12 protein-coding genes and 1 pseudogene are annotated in these 16420 nt (G+C 70.8%); 9 read left to right on the forward strand and 4 right to left on the reverse strand.

Annotated elements, in window-relative coordinates; all coding sequences use genetic code 11:
• From VNM44_RS14725 to VNM44_RS14735, 3 genes and pseudogenes are all read left to right on the forward strand, one after another.
• Nucleotides 1-215 (forward strand): annotated as a pseudogene (locus VNM44_RS14725) (aspartate aminotransferase family protein); the annotation flags it as partial.
• A 122-nt stretch (nucleotides 216-337) separates the two neighbouring features.
• Nucleotides 338-1078 (forward strand): ABC transporter ATP-binding protein, encoded by a 741-nt coding sequence (locus VNM44_RS14730; protein WP_325626649.1) that lies wholly within the window; start codon nucleotides 338-340, stop codon nucleotides 1076-1078.
• Complete coding sequence (locus VNM44_RS14735; protein WP_325626650.1) at nucleotides 1075-3621, forward strand: ABC transporter permease; 2547 nt, start codon at nucleotides 1075-1077, stop codon at nucleotides 3619-3621. Before VNM44_RS14730 ends, VNM44_RS14735 begins: the two co-directional genes overlap by 4 nt.
• A gap of 36 nt (nucleotides 3622-3657) precedes the next feature.
• On the opposite strand, the gene VNM44_RS14740 is transcribed toward VNM44_RS14735, so the two are convergent.
• Both VNM44_RS14740 and VNM44_RS14745 read right to left on the reverse strand, forming a co-directional pair.
• Nucleotides 3658-5070: an NAD-dependent malic enzyme gene (locus tag VNM44_RS14740; RefSeq protein WP_325626651.1), complete on the reverse strand. Its 1413-nt coding sequence runs from the start codon at nucleotides 5068-5070 to the stop codon at nucleotides 3658-3660.
• Nucleotides 5067-6263: a CoA transferase gene (locus VNM44_RS14745; protein ID WP_325626652.1), complete on the reverse strand. Its 1197-nt coding sequence runs from the start codon at nucleotides 6261-6263 to the stop codon at nucleotides 5067-5069. The genes VNM44_RS14740 and VNM44_RS14745 overlap by 4 nt, the downstream gene beginning before the upstream one ends.
• A gap of 64 nt (nucleotides 6264-6327) precedes the next feature.
• Between VNM44_RS14745 and VNM44_RS14750 the strand changes: the two genes are divergently transcribed.
• The 4 genes from VNM44_RS14750 to VNM44_RS14765 all read left to right on the forward strand — a co-directional run bounded on the left by VNM44_RS14750 (nucleotide 6328) and on the right by VNM44_RS14765 (nucleotide 12066).
• Nucleotides 6328-6990, forward strand: coding sequence for a DedA family protein (locus VNM44_RS14750; RefSeq protein WP_325626653.1), 663 nt, complete (start codon nucleotides 6328-6330; stop codon nucleotides 6988-6990).
• Between the two features lie 23 nt (nucleotides 6991-7013).
• A complete protein-coding gene (locus tag VNM44_RS14755) occupies nucleotides 7014-8921 on the forward strand; it encodes a thioredoxin domain-containing protein (RefSeq protein ID WP_325626654.1) in 1908 nt (635 codons plus the stop codon).
• Between the two features lie 10 nt (nucleotides 8922-8931).
• Nucleotides 8932-10725 carry a M3 family oligoendopeptidase gene (locus VNM44_RS14760; protein WP_325626655.1) on the forward strand — a complete coding sequence of 598 codons (1794 nt, stop codon included), beginning with the start codon at nucleotides 8932-8934 and terminating at the stop codon, nucleotides 10723-10725.
• 96 nt (nucleotides 10726-10821) lie between these two features.
• A complete protein-coding gene (locus tag VNM44_RS14765; protein WP_325626656.1) occupies nucleotides 10822-12066 on the forward strand; it encodes an ABC transporter substrate-binding protein in 1245 nt (414 codons plus the stop codon).
• Between the two features lie 54 nt (nucleotides 12067-12120).
• Here VNM44_RS14765 and VNM44_RS14770 read toward each other — a convergent pair whose 3' ends face one another.
• A complete protein-coding gene (locus tag VNM44_RS14770) occupies nucleotides 12121-12768 on the reverse strand; it encodes a histidine phosphatase family protein (RefSeq protein ID WP_325626657.1) in 648 nt (215 codons plus the stop codon).
• A gap of 13 nt (nucleotides 12769-12781) precedes the next feature.
• Complete coding sequence (locus tag VNM44_RS14775) at nucleotides 12782-13804, reverse strand: LLM class F420-dependent oxidoreductase (RefSeq protein ID WP_325626658.1); 1023 nt, start codon at nucleotides 13802-13804, stop codon at nucleotides 12782-12784.
• A gap of 18 nt (nucleotides 13805-13822) precedes the next feature.
• Here VNM44_RS14775 and VNM44_RS14780 point away from each other — a divergent pair, with 18 nt between their 5' ends.
• Both VNM44_RS14780 and VNM44_RS14785 read left to right on the forward strand, forming a co-directional pair.
• Nucleotides 13823-15028, forward strand: coding sequence for an acyl-CoA dehydrogenase family protein (locus VNM44_RS14780; protein WP_325626659.1), 1206 nt, complete (start codon nucleotides 13823-13825; stop codon nucleotides 15026-15028).
• A 15-nt stretch (nucleotides 15029-15043) separates the two neighbouring features.
• Nucleotides 15044-16420: S49 family peptidase (locus VNM44_RS14785; protein WP_325626660.1), on the forward strand; the 1377-nt coding region annotated here is incomplete at its 3' end.

Raw genomic sequence — 16420 nt, forward strand, 5'->3', positions numbered from 1 at the left:
GGCAGACGTTCTCCGACGAGGAGTGCGAGACGCTCCTGCGCGGGTTCCTCTCGCCGGCGCTCTTCGACGCCGGGCTGATCTGCCGGACGGACGATCGCGGCGACCCCGTCGTCCAGATCTCGCCGCCGCTCGTCGCGACCGAGACGGAGATGGACGAGATCGTCGGCATCCTGGGCGACGTGTTGGGCGAGGCACAGCGGCGGATGCGTGCGTAGTCCGATCAGCCGATCCGTAACCACCTGGTAACAAGACCCCGGAGTAGGGTTTCCCGCACCCTTCCCCGTTCCCGGAGCGGGCAACCTGGGGTGCGTCGAAACCGAATGAGCCGAGGAGAGAGATGAGCAATGACAACGGGACGGTCGTTGTCGCGCGCGACGTGACACGGCGCTACGGCGAGGGCGAGACGGCGGTCGACGCGCTCCGCGGGATCTCCGTCGAGGTCCCCCGCGGGAAGCTCACCGCCGTGATGGGTCCTTCCGGGTCGGGCAAGTCGACGCTGATGCACATCCTCGCCGGCCTGGACAAGCCGACTTCCGGCTCCGTCGCGATCGCCGGCAAGGAGATCACGACGCTCAAGGACTCCGACCTGACGAAGCTCCGGCGCGAGCACATCGGCTTCGTGTTCCAGTTCTTCAACCTCCTGCCGATGCTCAATGCAGAGGAGAACATCCGGCTGCCGCTCTCGATTGCCGGCGAAAAGCCGGATCCCGCGTTCTTCGAGCAGCTCATCGGGTCCGTCGGGCTCGGCGACCGGCTCGGCCATCGTCCGTCCGAGCTCTCCGGCGGCCAGCAGCAGCGCGTCGCGATCGCGCGCGCGCTCGTGTCCCGCCCAGATGTCGTGTTCGCCGACGAGCCGACCGGCAACCTCGACTCGCATACCGGCAACGAGATCCTGGAGCTCCTGCGCCACTCCGTGGAGGACCTCGGCCAGACGATCGTGATGGTCACCCACGAGGCACGCGCGGCGGCGATCGCCGACCGCGTCCTCTACCTCGCGGACGGGCTGATCGTGCGCGAGCTGTCCGGCGCCACGCAGCACGAGATCGGCGAGGCGATGGAGGAGATCGCCGCGCTGTGACCGCGTTCACCCTCAAGGGCCTTCTCACCAGGAAGCTCCGTACCGCGCTGACCGCGGTCGCGATCGTGCTCGGCGTCGCGACGGTGAGCGGCACCTTCGTGCTCACCGACTCGATCGACAAGGCGTTCGACGCGATCTTCTCGGACGTGTATCGGAACACCGACGCGACGATCACGCCGAAGTCGGCGTTCGACACCGGCGACAACGGGACGACGGAGGCGGCCTTCGACGCGTCGCTCCTGCCGCAGGTCAAGGCGTTGCCCGACGTGAGGGACGCCATCGGGGGCGTCGCGAGCGACAGCGCGCAGCTCGTCCTGAACGGGAAGGCGATCGCCTTCGGGGGCGCGCCGAACCTCGGCTTCTCCGTCGATCCGTCGCGGCCGGAGTTCAACAGCCTGTCGCTCGTCCAGGGCACATGGCCGAAGGCCGACGAGGTCGTCGTCGACCGCTCGACGGCGGACAAGAAGGACTTGAAGGTCGGGCAGACCATCGGTGTCCAGGTCCTCGGGCCCGTCGAGCAGCTCCGGATCTCGGGGCTCGTCAAGTTCGGTGCCGTCAGCTCGATCGGCGGTGCGACGCTCGCCGGCTTCGACCTCGCAACGGCGCAGCGCCTGTTCGGCAAGGAGGGCAAGCTCGACCAGATTCGCGTCGCGGCGAAGCAGGGCGTCTCGCCGCAGAAGCTCATCGCCCAGATCCGCGAGATCCTGCCGCCGAACACCGAGGTGCGCACCGGCGACGCGCAGGCGCGGGAGGACGCCAAGTCGACCGACGAGTTCATCTCGTTCCTGCGCTACTTCCTGCTCGCCTTCGGCGTGATCGCGCTCTTCGTCGGGGCATTCGTCATCGTCAACTCGCTCTCGATCACGATCGCCCAGCGGACGCGCGAGCTCGCGACGCTGCGGACGCTCGGTGCGTCCCGCCGCCAGGTGCGGACGTCGGTCGTGCTCGAGGCGCTCGTGATGGGCGTGCTCGCCTCGATCGTCGGCCTCTTCCTCGGTCTCGGCCTCGCGAAGGGCCTCTTCTCGCTGTTCGACGCCGTCGGGTTCACGCTGCCGAACAACGGGCTCCTGTTCGAGACCCGGACGGTCGTCGTCTCGCTCGCACTCGGGATCGTCGTCACGCTGATCGCGAGCTTCTTCCCGGCACTGCGGGCCACGCGGGTGCCGCCGATCGCTGCCGTCCGCGAGGGCGCGGAGCTGCCGCCCGGACGGTTCCATCGCTTCCGCACGCCGGCCGCCGTCGTGCTCACCGTCCTCGGCTTCGGGCTCCTGATCCTCGGCCTCTTCTCCCACGGGACGTCGACCGTCCTGCTGCTCTTGATCGTCGGCACGGTGCTCGTCTTCATCGGCGTGGCGATGCTCTCCGCGCCGTTCATCCCCGCCCTGTCCGGCTTCCTCGGGTGGCCCGCGACGCGCATCGGCGGCGCCGCCGGCTCGCTCGCACGGGACAACGCGCGCCGGAACCCGCAGCGCACCGCGTCGACCGCCGCCGCACTGATGATCGGCCTCGCGCTCGTCACGCTCGTCGCGACGCTCGCGGCCGGGATTACGACGACGTTTCGGAGCGCTGTGAAAGACATCTTCGTGGCCGACTATGCGATCACCGCGCAGAACAACTACTCGCCGATCCCGATCTCGATCGGGGAGAAGGCCGGCGCGGCACCGGGCGTGACCGCGGTCGGCAGCGTCCGCACGGGCGACTCGCTCGTCTTCGGCAAGCGCGAGTTCACGACCGCCGTCACCCCGGGCGCGAAGGACGTGATGAACCTGAAGTGGAAGCAAGGCTCGCAGGAGACGATGGCCACGCTCGGCGCCGACGGGGCGTTCGTCGACGACGGGTTCGCGAAGGACCACAAGCTGTCGCTCGGCTCGACGATCCCCGTCACGTTCGTCACCGGGAAGCAGCGGACGTTCCAGGTCAAGGGCATCTTCGACCCGCCGACGGGCGGCTCGCCCTTCGGTCCGGTCACGATCTCCGCGGCGACCTGGGACGCCGAGAACCCGCAGCCGAAGGACCTCTACACCTTCGTCAAGGTCGCCGGCGGCGAGTCGGACGCGAACGTGGCCGCGCTCGAGAAGACGCTCTCCGGCTACCCGAACGCGAAGGTGCAGACCCAGGGCCAGTTCATCGACAACCAGATCTCGGGGCTCAACTCGGTGCTCAACATCCTCTACGTCCTGCTCGCGCTCTCGGTCATCGTCAGCCTCTTCGGGATCGTGAACACGCTCGTGCTGACGGTCTTCGAGCGGACACGGGAGATCGGGATGCTGCGCGCGATCGGCCTCACGCGCCGTCAGACGCGGCGGATGATCCGCCACGAGAGCATCATCACCGCGCTGATCGGGGCGTTCGTCGGGATCGTGCTCGGGCTCGTGCTGGCAGGGATCCTGATCGCGAAGGTCGACTTCCTCGAGTTCACGTTCCCGACAGCGCAGGTGATCATCTTCACCGTCGCCGCGATCATCGTGGGGATCCTCGCGGCGATCTTCCCGGCACGCCGAGCGGCGAGACTCAACCCGCTCGAGGCGCTGCACTACGAGTAGGGGCGCTCCGGCGCCCCTGCTCCGGGGGGACTCCGTTCAGCTCGAGCGCGCCTTCCGGGCGACGCCGTCGCGTTCCGCCGCCTCGGCCACTGCGGCTGCGACCCTCGGTGCGACGTCCCGATTGAAGACGCCCGGGATCACGTATTCGGGCCCGAGCTCGTCCGGTGCGATCACCGTCGCCAGCGCGTGACTCGCCGCGACCTTCATGCCCTCGGTGATCGCGCTCGCGCGGACGTCGAGCGCGCCGCGGAAGACGCCGGGGAACGCGAGCACGTTGTTGATCTGGTTCGGGTAGTCCGAGCGCCCCGTCCCGACGACGGTCACGTGCTCGGCGATCTCCTCCGGCGCCACCTCCGGGTTCGGGTTGGCCATCGCGAAGACGATCGCGCCCGGCGCCATCGTCCGGACGCCCGCAGCCGTGATCGCGCCGGGCGCGGAGAGGCCGATGAAGACGTCGGCGCCGGCGAGCAACTCGTCCGCCGTGCCCTGCCGGTTGTCCGGGTTCGAGCGCTCCGCGAACGCCGCCTTGGCGTCGGAGAGGTCGACCCGGCCACGGTAGACCGCACCGCGCTGGTCGGCCCCGATCACGTTGCGGGCGCCGGCGTGCATGAGGATGTCGGCGGTCGCAATCCCCGCAGCGCCGACGCCGGTCATCACGATGGTGACGTCCTCGAGCCGCTTGCCGACGACCTCGAGCGCGTTGACGACCGCGGCGAGGGTCACGATCGCGGTCCCGTGCTGGTCGTCGTGGAACACGGGGATGTCGAGCTCGTCGCGCAGACGCTGCTCGATCTCGAAGCAGCGGGGCGCGGAGATGTCCTCGAGGTTGATGCCGCCGAACGTCGGCGCGAGCGCCTTGCAGAACGCGACGATCTCGTCGACGTCCTTCGTCGGGACGCAGAGCGGGAAGGCGTCGACGTCGCCGAATTCCTTGAAGAGGACCGCCTTGCCCTCCATCACCGGCATCGCCGCCTCGGGGCCGATGTCGCCGAGCCCGAGCACCGCGGTGCCGTCGGACACGACGGCCACGGTGTTCTTCTTGATCGTCAGGTTCCAGGCGGAATCCGGGTCCGCGGCGATCGCCTGGCACACGCGCGCGACGCCGGGCGTGTAGGCCATCGAGAGGTCATCGCGGGTCTTGAGCGGGGTCCGCGGGACGACCTCGAGCTTGCCGCCGAGGTGGAGCAGGAACGTCCGGTCCGAGACGTGCTCCACATCGACGCCCTCGACCGCGCGCACGGCGGCGACGATCGCCTCGAGGTGCTCGGAGCTCCCCGCCTGGACGGTGACGTCGCGCACCTTCTCGTGCTCCTCGACCCGAACGAGGTCGATCGCACCGAGCAGGCCGCCGGCGTCGCCGATTGCCTTCGCGACGCGGGCGAACGAGCCGGGCGAATCCGGCAGGAGAACGCGCAGGGTGGCGCTGTAGGAAGCGGACAGATGGCTCATCGGGTGATCACTCCTCGTGCGGCCAGGGCCGCGATGGTCTCGTCGTCGTAGCCCAGCTCCCCGAGGATCTCTTCGGTGTGCTGGCCGACGGCGGGCGGCGGCGAGCCGTGGACGGCCCGCACGTGGTCGAAGCTGAGCGGCAGGGCTGGAAGACGGAGGTCGGGGATCGACGGGTGGGAAAGGGGCTGCAGCATTCCGAGCGCCGCGGTCTGCGGCGCGGCGACGATATCGGCGACGTCGGCGACCGGCGCAACCGGCACGCCTGCGGCCGTGAGGCGCTCGTGCCAGTGTGCGGTCGTGTCGGTCGCCAAGCGCTCCTCGAGGAGGCGGCCCAGCTCGTCGCGGTTCTCGACCCGATCGGGGTTCGTCCGGAAGCGCGGGTCCTCCACGAGCTCCGGCGTCCCGAGGACGTCGCAGATCCGTGCGAACAGCCGGTCGTTGCCGCCGGCGATCATCAGCTCGCCGTCCTGCGTCGCGAACACCTGGTAGGGCGCAACCATCGGGAAGCGCGTGCCCTCGCCGGACGGCACGGTGCCGTCCGCGAGGTAACCGGCGAGGTGATACCCGAGGTAGCCGAGCGCGGTCTCGTAGAGCGAGACGTCGACCTCCACGCCCTCGCCGGTTCGCTCGCGCTCGAGCAGCGCGGCGAGCACGCCCAGCGCGGCCCAGGTGCCCGTGCCCTGGTCGATGAGCGACGCGCCCACGCGCACGCCCGGGCGTCCCGGCTCGCCGGTCACCGAGATCAGGCCGCCGGCGGCCTGCATCAGGGCGTCGTAGCCGGGCTCGCGGGAGAGTGGCCCGACGCGCCCGTAGGCGCCGACCGAGCAGTAGACCACCCGCGGGTTCCGCGCACGCACCGCCTCGGGGCCGAGGCCGAGCTCCTCCGCGTGGCCCGGTCGGAGGCTCTGGAGGAAGACATCCGCTCGCTCGGCGAGGCGAAGGATCGCCTCCCGCCCGTCGGGGTCGCGCAGCGAGATCCCGACTGAGCGCTTGCCCGCGTTCGCGGAGAGGAACATCGTGCCCTCGCCGTTCCAGAACGGTGGTCCCCAGGCCCTGGCGTCGTCGCCCGTGTCGGGCCGTTCGACCTTGATCACGTCCGCGCCGAGCGCGGCGAGGATCTGCGCGCAGTAGGGGCCCGCGATCGAGGTCGTCACATCCAGCACCCGCGTGTCGCGCAGTGGGAGGTGCGCCATGCACAGCATCATCGCGACGTCGCGCGACACCGGTGGAGAGAGCCGTCTCTGCGAGGATGCGCGCGTGGCGTCCGCCCTCGCAACGCTGCCCGGGATCCTTGCCGTGCTCGACCAGTTCGAGCAGTGGGTCTCGAGCGACTGGGCGTACGCCGCAATCTTCGCCGTGGCCACCATCGACGCCTTCTTCCCGCTCGTGCCGAGCGAGACCGTGGTGATCACGGCCGGCGTGTTGGCGGGCGCGGGGGACCTGAATCTCCTGCTCGTGATCCTCTGCGCCTCGACGGGTGCGATCCTCGGCGACAACATCTCGTACGGGCTCGGCACCTGGCTCGGCGAGCACACCGTGAAGCGCGTCTTCAAGGGGGAGAAGAGCCACAAGGGCTTCGAGTGGGCCGAGCGGCAGCTCGCCCAGCGCGGCACCTACCTGATCATCGTCGCACGCTTCATCCCCGGAGGCCGCACGGCGACGACGTTCTCGGCCGGATACATCCAGTCGTTTCCCTACCGTCGCTTCCTGGCGGCAGACATCCTCGCCGGCTTCATCTGGGGCACCTACGCCTCGTGCCTCGGCTACTTCGGCGGCAAGACGTTCGAGCAGCAGCCCTGGAAGGGCTTGATCCTCGCCTTCGTCGTGGCGACCGGGATCGCGGCCACCGTCGAGTTCGTCCGACACCGGCGCGCGAGGCGGCGCGAGCAGCCGGCCCGCGACGTGTCCACTCCGGACTGATCCGCGCCGCGTACGGTCTCGGGGTGAACCGCCTCGCGGAGTCGTCGAGCCCGTACCTCCTCCAGCACGCGGAGAACCCCGTCGACTGGTACCCCTGGGGCGAGGAGGCGTTCGCTCGGGCCCGCGCCGAGGACCGGCCGCTGCTCGTGTCCGTCGGCTACAGCTCATGCCACTGGTGCCACGTGATGGAGCACGAGTCGTTCTCCGACTCCGCAACGGCGGCGCTGCAGAACGAGCTCTTCGTCAACGTCAAGGTCGACCGCGAGGAGCGGCCAGATGTCGACGCGCTCACGATGGAGGCGTGCGTCACGCTCACCGGCCAGGGCGGCTGGCCGACGACCGTGTTCCTGACCCCGGACGGCCGGCCGTTCTACGCGGGCACGTATTTCCCGCCCGAGCCGCGGCACGGTATTCCCGCGTTTCGCCAGGTGCTCCACGCCGTCGCGGAGGCGTGGCGTGAGCGGCGGGGTGACCTCGAGGCGCAGGCGGAGCGGCTCGTCGGCGCGCTCGGCGGCGCCGCGAGGCTCGAGGCGGGCGACGAGGAGCTCTCGCCCGGGCTGCTCGAGGCCGCCGACCGCGCCCTCGCGCGCGACTACGAGCCCGCGTTCGGCGGCTTCGGCGTCGCGCCGAAGTTCCCGCCCTCGTCGGCGATCGAGCTCCTGCTGCGGCGCGGCGGGCCGGAGGCCCTCGGCATGGTGCGTCGCACGCTCGACGGGATGGCCGCCGGGGGCCTCTACGACGTTGTCGGGGGCGGCTTCCACCGCTATTCGGTCGACGCGCGCTGGCTCGTCCCGCACTTCGAGAAGATGCTCTACGACAACGCGCTGCTCGTCTCGGCGTACCTCCATGCCTGGGTCGTGACCGGCGACGATCGCTATCGCGGGATCGTCGAGCAGACCGTCGAGTACCTCCTGCGCGAGATGCGGGTCGAAGGAGGCGGCCTGGCCTCCGCACAGGACGCCGACACCGACGGTGTCGAGGGGCTGACGTACACCTGGACGCCTGCGGAATGGGAGGAGCTCGGGCTCGACGGCTCGCTGCTCGAGCCGTTCGAGCACGGCCGCGCGATCGTGCGCGGCGAGCTCGACGGGGCGACGAAGACGCGGCTGCTCGCGGTGCGGTCGACGCGGCCCCAGCCCTTCCGCGACGACAAGGCGATCGCGTCCTGGAACGGCCTCGCGCTCGCGGCGCTCGCCGAGGCGGCCCGGCGGCTCGATCGCGCCGACTGGCTCGCCGCGGCCGTGGGGCTCGGCGGCTTTCTGCTCGACCCGCTCCGCGGCGAGGACGGCCGCGTGCTTAGGAGCGTCCGCGACGGTCGCGTGAGTGGCAGCGGCTTCCTCGACGACCACGCGAACGTCTCGCATGGCCTGCTCGAGCTCCACGTGGCGACCGGCGACGTCCGCTGGCTGCTCGAGGCCAGGCGGATCGTGGACGTCGCGGTCGACCTCTTCGCGGACGAGGAACGGGGCGGGTTCTTCCTCGCGCCGCGCGACGGCGAGGAGCTCGCCGCCCGCACCAAGGACCTCGACGACGAGCCGATCCCCTCGGGGAACTCGATGATGGCCTCGGTGCTCCTCCGTCTCGGCCGGCTCTGGGGAGACGAGGAGCTGGTCGGTCGCGGCGAGCGTGTTCTGCGGCTCCTCGCGCCCGCGCTCGGGCGCGCACCGCGGCACTTCTCGTGGGCGCTCTGCGCGCTCGCGCTCCACCTCTCCCCGCCGCGGGAGCTCGCGATCGCCGGTGACGTCGGCGCGGACGTCGCTCGGGCTGCTCTCGCCGGGTTCTCGCCCGAGACGGTCGTCGCGGTGGGCCCCTCGGACGACGTGCCGCTCCTCGCAGGCAAGGGCCTCGTCGACGGCGCGACCGCGGTCTACGTCTGCGAGCGGTTCGCCTGCCGCGCGCCCGTCACGCGGCCGGACCAGCTCGGCCGCTAGATTCCCGCGCATGGCGACAACGGAGATCACCGGCGCGGAAGAGGTGGCGTGGGACCTCTCCGACCTCTTCGAGGGCATCGACGACCCACGCATCGACGAGGAGATCGCGCGGGCCGAGGCCGACGCGGCGGCGTTCCGGGAGCGCTACCACGGCAAGGTGGCCGAGCTCGACGCAACGGGCCTCGCGGCCGCCGTCGCGGAGCACGAGCGGATCGAGTCCGCGGTCGTCCGGCCGCTGACGTTCGCGCACCTCGTCTTCGCCACGAACATGGCCGAGCCGGCGCGCGGTGCGCTCGTCGCGCGGCTCGGGGAGAAGGCCGCCTCGCTCGAGACGCAGCTGCTCTTCTTCGCGCTCGAGTGGGCGGCGACGCCGGACGAGGTCGCGGAGCAGCTCCTCGCCGACGCCGCGCTCGACGACTGGCGTCACCACCTCCAGTCGCTGCGCAAGTTCCGTCCATACCTTCTCTCCGAGCCCGAGGAGCGGATCGTGACCGAGAAGGGCGTCTCGGGCGTCTCCGCCTGGTCGCGGCTCTACGAGGAGCAGATCGGTGCGCTTCGCGTGCCGCTCGACGGCGACGAGCTCTCGCTCGAGATCGCCATGTCGCGGCTCTACGACGCCGACCGCGACACGCGCCGTACGGCGGCCGAGGCGATCACCGAGGCCCTCGGCCCCGGTCTGCGCACCCGCACGTTCGTCTTCAACACGATCCTGCTCGACAAGTCGATCGACGACCGGCTGCGCGGCTATCCCAGCTGGATCTCGTCCCGCAACCTGGCGAACGAGACCACCGACGAGGCGGTCGACGCCTTGATCGAGGCGACGACCAGCCGCTACGACGTCGCGCAGCGCTACTACCGCCTCAAGGCCCGGCTGCTCGGGCTCGACGCGCTCGACCACTACGACCGCTTCGCGCCGGTCTCGACCGACACGGCGAAGACGCCGTGGGACGAGGCGCGCCGGATCGTCGTCGACGCGTACAGCGAGTTCTCGGACGAGGCCGGTGAGATCGTCTCGCGCTTCTTCGACGACAACTGGATCGACGGCCCCGTCCGGCCCGACAAGCGCACCGGCGCATTCTGTGCGACGACCGTTCCCGGCGTGCACCCGTACGTGCTCATGAACTACACCGGCGACCGGCGCTCGATCCTCACGCTCGCGCACGAGCTCGGACACGGCCTCCACGGCGTCCTCGCGCAGCCCCTCGGGCTGTTCAACTCCTCGACGCCGCTGACGACCGCCGAGACGGCCTCGGTGTTCGGGGAAGCCCTGACGTTCGACGTGCTCCTGGCGGGCGAGGACGACCCGCGCCGGAGGCTCGACCTGCTCACCGGGCGGATCGAGGACGCGATCGCGACAACCTTCCGGCAGATCGCGATGAACCGCTTCGAGCACGCCGTCCACACGGAGCGGCGTGGCCAGGGCGAGCTGGCTCCCGAGAGGATCGGAGAGCTGTGGCTCGAGGTCCAGGACGAGCTCTTCGCCGACTCCGTCTCGACCGCCGGCTATGCGCCGTGGTGGAGCTACATCCCGCACTTCACGGGCAGCCCCGGCTACGTCTACGCCTATGCGTACGGCTACCTGTTCTCGCTGGCCATCTACCGCCGCTACGTGCAGGAGGGCGACGCGATGGTCGAGCCGTACCTCGAGCTGCTCCGGGCGGGCGGCTCCCGCTCTCCGGAGGAGCTGGCCCGGATCGTCGGGCTCGATCTCACGGACCCGGCCATCTGGGCGAGCGGGATCGACGCGCTCTCGGAGGAGCTCGACGAGGCCGAACGGCTCGCCGGCGAGATCGGTCTCGGTTGACCTAACCGCGGCTCTGCCACGCCGTCTCAGTGGTTGGCAAACGTGTTGCGGCCGGGTTACGCTCGCCCGCATCGGGTCATCTCCAAAGGAGTAGGCATGAGGAAGGTCGTGCTCTTGGCCGCGGCGCTCGTCGCTGCGCTCGGCATCGGGGCGTCGAGCGCCACGTCGGCCGCGTCGGAGACTGGGGTCACCGCCCGGACGGTCACGATCGGGGGAACCTTCCCGCTCACGGGCCCGGCGTCGCTCTACGCACCGATCCCGGCCGCGATGAAGGCGTATTTCTCGTACATCAACTCGAGAAAGGGCCCGGACGGCAAGCGCGGCGTCTACGGCCGCCAGATCGTGTTCAAGTACTACGACGACGGCTACAACCCGGCCAACTCGGTGCAGCTCACGCGCAAGCTCGTCGAGGAGGACAAGGTCTTCGCGGTCGTCGGGGCGCTCGGGACCGCGGTCAACGAGTCGATCAGGCCGTACCTGAACGCGCGGAAGGTGCCCCAGATCCTCAACTCGACGGGCGCGTCGGTGTTCGCGGACGCGACGAAGTACCCGTGGACCGGCGGTTGGCAGCCGGCCTACGACTACGAGGCGCGGATCTTCGGCCAGGCGATCGCTCACAACAGCCCGAACGCGAAGATCGCGGTTCTCTTCCAGAACGACGACTTCGGTGAGGAGCTCGTGAACGGGCTCAAGACCGGACTCGGCGCGAAGGCGTCCAACATCGTCGCGACGGAGTCGCACGAGGCGACGGCCGCCGACGTTCGTGCGCAGGTCGCGAAGCTCCGTGCCTCAGGCGCCTCGATCTTCGTGATCTTCACGACGCCGAAGTTCGCGATCCAGTCCTACGCGATCGCGAATGCGCTCCGGTGGTCGCCCGCGGTGATCTACACGACCTCGGTGTCCGCAACCGACACGTTCCTCACGCTCGCGAAGAGCTCCGGCGGTGGCGACCTCCCGAACAGGACGTACACGACGCAGTACCTGAAGGATCCCGCCAACCCGGCGTGGGACAACGACAGCGCCATGAAGCTCTACAAGCAGGTCATGGCGAAGTACGCCCCGAATGCCCGGGTCACCGACGGCCTCAACTTCTACGGCGTCGCGACGGCCGAGGCGTTCGTCCAGCTGCTCTACAAGGCCGGGAAGAACCCGACGCGGGCGGCGCTCATGAAGGCCTTCCGCAACTGGAGCGACGCGAACCAGTTCCTCCTGCCCGGAAACCGGCAGAAGACGGGTGGGTCGGACCAGCTGCCGATCCAGTGCGAGCGGATCATCAAGTTCACGGACGGCACGTTCCAGCCGGTCTCGAAGCTCAAGTGCGACACGAAGAAGGCGACGTAGCCAACGCTCTACCGATCGTTCCGAGGGGCGGGAGAGATCCCGCCCCTCGGCGCCTCAGCGTCGGTCGCCCGGCCGGTACTCGGCCCAGTACTGCTCCATCTGCGTGAGGCGCGTCGAGCGGTGGACGAGGTCGGTTGCGGCGATGTTGACCGCGCGAACGACCCAGTCGGAGTCGTCGACGTCGAGCACGTTGAGGCAGCCGGGCGCCTGCTCGAAGCGGCCGAGGAAGAGCCGCTCGCCGGTGAGCGCGTAGGAGAGGATGGCGCGGTTCACCGCGCCGTGCGCGACGACGAGCGCCGTGTCCCAGCCGTCGTCGGTCACGAGCCGTCCGATCGCGGGAAGCACGCGGTCGAACAGCTCGCCGATCGTCTCACCGCCGAGGAAGCGCTTGTCGTTCGGGACGATCCCGTGGAAGGCGTGGACGAACGCCTCCTCGAGCTCCTCGGGCGGGATCGCCGCGAACCGGTCGCCGGCGATCTCGCGCAGCTCCGGCCAGGTCTCGACGTCGCGGCCCGGGGCGACGAGCGCAGCGGTTTCCGAGGTGCGCGGGAGCCCGCTCGCGATCACGCGGTCGAGCTCGACGCTGTCGAGGAGCGCGCGGGTCGCCTCGGCCTGCTCGCGTCCCTCCGCCGTCAGCGGGACGTCGTCGGGCGCGACCGGCCGGCCCTCGTCGTCGAAGTACGCCACGGCACCGTGGCGCATGAGATACAGCCGCCTACGCAACGACCTCGGCGAGAAGCCGGAGCGCCTCGGGTTGGCGCGCCTGGAGCACGAGGGTCGTCACGCCGCTCTCGCGGAAGGCGGCGACGCGGTCGGCGATCCTTGCTCGGTCGCCCACGAGGGCGACCTCGTCGACGAGCGCGTCCGGGACTGCGGCGATCGCCTCGCTCTTCTTGCCTGCGAGGTAGAGGTCCTGGATCGTCGCCGCGGCGTCGCCGTACCCGTAGCGCTCCGCGAGCCGGGTGTAGAAGTTCTGGCCCTTCGCGCCCATGCCGCCGACATACAGCGCGAGGAGCGGCTTCAGGAAGTCGCGCGCGGCCTCGACGTCGTCGGCGAGGACGACCGGCACGTGCGCGGCGAGATCCCAGCCTTCCGGCCTCCCGCCGCGGCGCGCAAAGCCCTCCTCGAGCATCGGCGCGTGGGTCTCGGCGAAGTGCTCCGGCGAGAAGAAGATGGGGAGCCAGCCGTCGGCGATCTCCGCTGCGAGCGCGACGTTCTTCGGCCCGATCGCCGCGAGGTAGATGGGGACGTCGGCGCGCCGAGGATGGACGATGATCTTGAGGGGCTTGCCGAGCCCGGTCGCGTCGGGGCCCGAGTACGGGATGTCGTAGTGCTCCCCGTGGTGCTCGAGCGGCTGGTCGCGACGGAGGATCGTCCGCACGATCTCGACGTACTCGCGCGTGCGGGTCAGCGGCTTCCCCCACGCCTGGCCGTGCCAGCCCTCGGCGACCTGCGGGCCGCTCGTGCCGAGGCCGAGGAGCACGCGGCCGCCGGAGAGCAGGTCGAGCGTCGCTGCCGTCGCCGCGGTCGTCGCCGGCGAACGGGCGGGCATCTGCATGATCGCGGTGCCGAGCCGGATCTTCTCCGTGCGGCCGCCGATCCAGGCGAGCGGCGAGACTGCGTCCGAGCCGTACGCCTCCGAGGTCCAGACGGAGTGGAAGCCGCGGCGCTCCGCCTCCTCGGCGAGCCCGACCCAGAATCCCGGGTCGTCGTACCCCAGTTGCAGCCCGAGGCGCACGCGGGGATCCTAGTCCGCATGACCAACTCCCTCTTTTCGCCCGAGTACCTCGACGCGCGTGGACGCTACCGCGCCTTCATGGACGAGCACGTGTACCCGAACGAGGCGGCGATCGGCCGCGAGGACGCCGCCGCGCAGGCGCTCGTCGAGGAGCTCCGCGGGCGCGCGCGGGAGGCGCGGCTGTGGGCGCCGCACGTGCCGCCCGAGGCCGGCGGCACCGGCCTCGGCTTCCTCTACTACGCGTGCCTCAACGAGGAGATCGGCCGCTCGACGTACGCGCAGCTCGTGTTCGGCTGCCAGGCGCCCGACGCCGGGAACGCGGAGATCCTCCACCTGTTCGGGACCGACGAGCAGAAAGAGGGCTTCCTGCGACCCCTGGTCGCGGGCGAGGTGCGGTCGTTCTTCTCGATGACCGAGCCGGAGGTCGCCGGCTCCGACCCGACGCTGCTCCGCACGCGGGCCGTGCGCGAGGGCGACGAGTGGGTGATCGACGGTCACAAGTGGTTCTCCAGCGGTGCCGACGGCGCCGCGTTCGCCGTGGTCTTTGCGATCTCCGACCCGGACGCTGAGCCGCATCGCCGCGGGACGATGATTCTCGTCCCCGCCGATGCGCCGGGCGTGGAGGTGGTGCGCGCGGTCCCGGTCATGGGGCACGTCGGGCGAGGCTGGAGCACCCATTGCGAGGTGCGCTACACGGGCGTGCGCGTCCCGGTCGCGAACACGCTCGGGGCCGAGGGCGACGCCTTTCGGATCGCGCAGAAGCGGCTCGGCCCCGGGCGCATCCACCACGTCATGCGCTGGCTCGGCCAGATGCAACGGGCGTTCGAGCTGATGTGCCGCTACGCGAACGAGCGCGAGGCGTTCGGCGGGCCGCTCGCCGGCAAGCAGACGGTGCAGAACTGGGTCGCCGACTCGGCGGCCGAGATCCAGGCCTGCCGGCTGCTCACGATGGACGCTGCACGGAAGATCGACGAGGGGTCGGAGGCGCGGGTCGAGGTCTCGCTGCTCAAGTTCTACGCGGCGCGGGTGCTCTGCGACGTGATCGACCGCGCGATCCAGGTGCACGGCGCTCGAGGGCTGACGGACGAGACACCGCTGGCAGTGATGTCGCTGATGGCCCGCGGCGCGCGGATCTACGACGGCCCGGACGAGGTCCACCGCATGGTCGTCGCACGGCGGATCCTGCGCTCCTTCTCCGACGGCGGGGGATGGACCTTCTCGTAACCTGAGACGACGGTCATGAGATCCCCGCTGCCGACGCGCCGCCGCTCCGGCGGGCCGCTGCTCCTCGAGCTCGACCTGTCACGAGGCGTGGTGGAGGCGCCGCCGGCCACGCCGCTTCGAGCGATGGGCGCGCGGGCGGTCCCCGTCCTCCAGGCGTTGGTCGACGCGCTCCGGCGGGCGGAGCGCGACCCGCAGGTCGCCGGCCTGGTCGCGCACGTCGGGCAGCGTCCGATCAGTCTCGCTCAGTCCGCCGAGCTTCGCGACGCCGTGGCACGGTTCCGCCGCTCCGGGAAGGTCGCGGTGGCCTGGACGGAGAGCTTCGGGGAGCTCGGGGTCGGCAACGTCGGCTACCACCTGGCGTCGGCGTTCGAGGAGATCTGGCTGCAGCCGAGCGGCGACGTCGGCCTCACGGGCGTGGTCGCCCGCGCGGTGTTCGTCCGCGAGGCCCTCGACCGGCTCGGCGTCGAGCCGCAACTCGGCCAGCGGCACGAGTACAAGACCGCGGCCGACACGTTTCTCCGCAGCGGCATGTCCGACGCGGGTCGAGAGATGGCACGCCGGCTGGCGGAGTCGGCGACGGAGACGATCGTCCGCGACGTCGCCGCGTCCCGAGGCCTCGACCCGGCGACCGTGCGCGAGCTCATCGACCGGGCGCCGCTCACCGCGGCCGAGGCGCTCGAGGCCCGGCTCGTCGACCGGCTCGGGTATCGCGACGAGGTGTACGCCGCGCTGCGCTCAACGGTGGGCGATGTGCGCCTGCTGTACGTCGAACGCTACGGCCGCCGTCGCGAGCGCCGCGGGACGCTGCGGCGCGCCGTGACCGGCCGTCACCGCCCTGTCGTCGCGCTCGTCCGCGCGTCCGGCCCGATCCACCTGGGGCGCGCTTCGTCGTTCCCGTTCGGCGGGCCGAACGTCGGCTCCGACACGCTCGGTGCGACGCTGCGTGCTGCCGCGCGCGAACCATCGGTCAAGGCGGTCGTCCTTCGCGTGGACAGCCCGGGCGGGTCGTACGTCGCGAGCGACGCGATCCGCCGGGAGGTGCTCGCTCTCCGGCGCACCGGGCGTCCGGTCATCGCCTCGATGGCGACGGTCGCCGCCTCCGGCGGCTACTACATCGCCATGCCGTGCGATGGCGTCGTCGCAGGCGCGACGACTCTCACGGGGTCGATCGGCGTACTCGCCGGGAAGCAGGTCGTGAGGGACACGCTCGGTCGGGTGGGCCTCAGGGTCGACAGCGAGGCGGTCGGCGCGCACGCGGAGATGTTCTCGGCGCAGCGTCCCTTCACCGACGAGGAGTGGCGGCGTCTCGAGGAGTGGCTCGATCAGGTGTATGCGGATTTCACCGAGAAGGCGGCTGCCGATCGCGGGATGCCGCTCGAGCGGCTGCGCGAC

It is taken from the genome of Gaiella sp. (genome assembly GCF_035558935.1).
Taxonomy (GTDB): Bacteria; Actinomycetota; Thermoleophilia; order Gaiellales; family Gaiellaceae; genus Gaiella.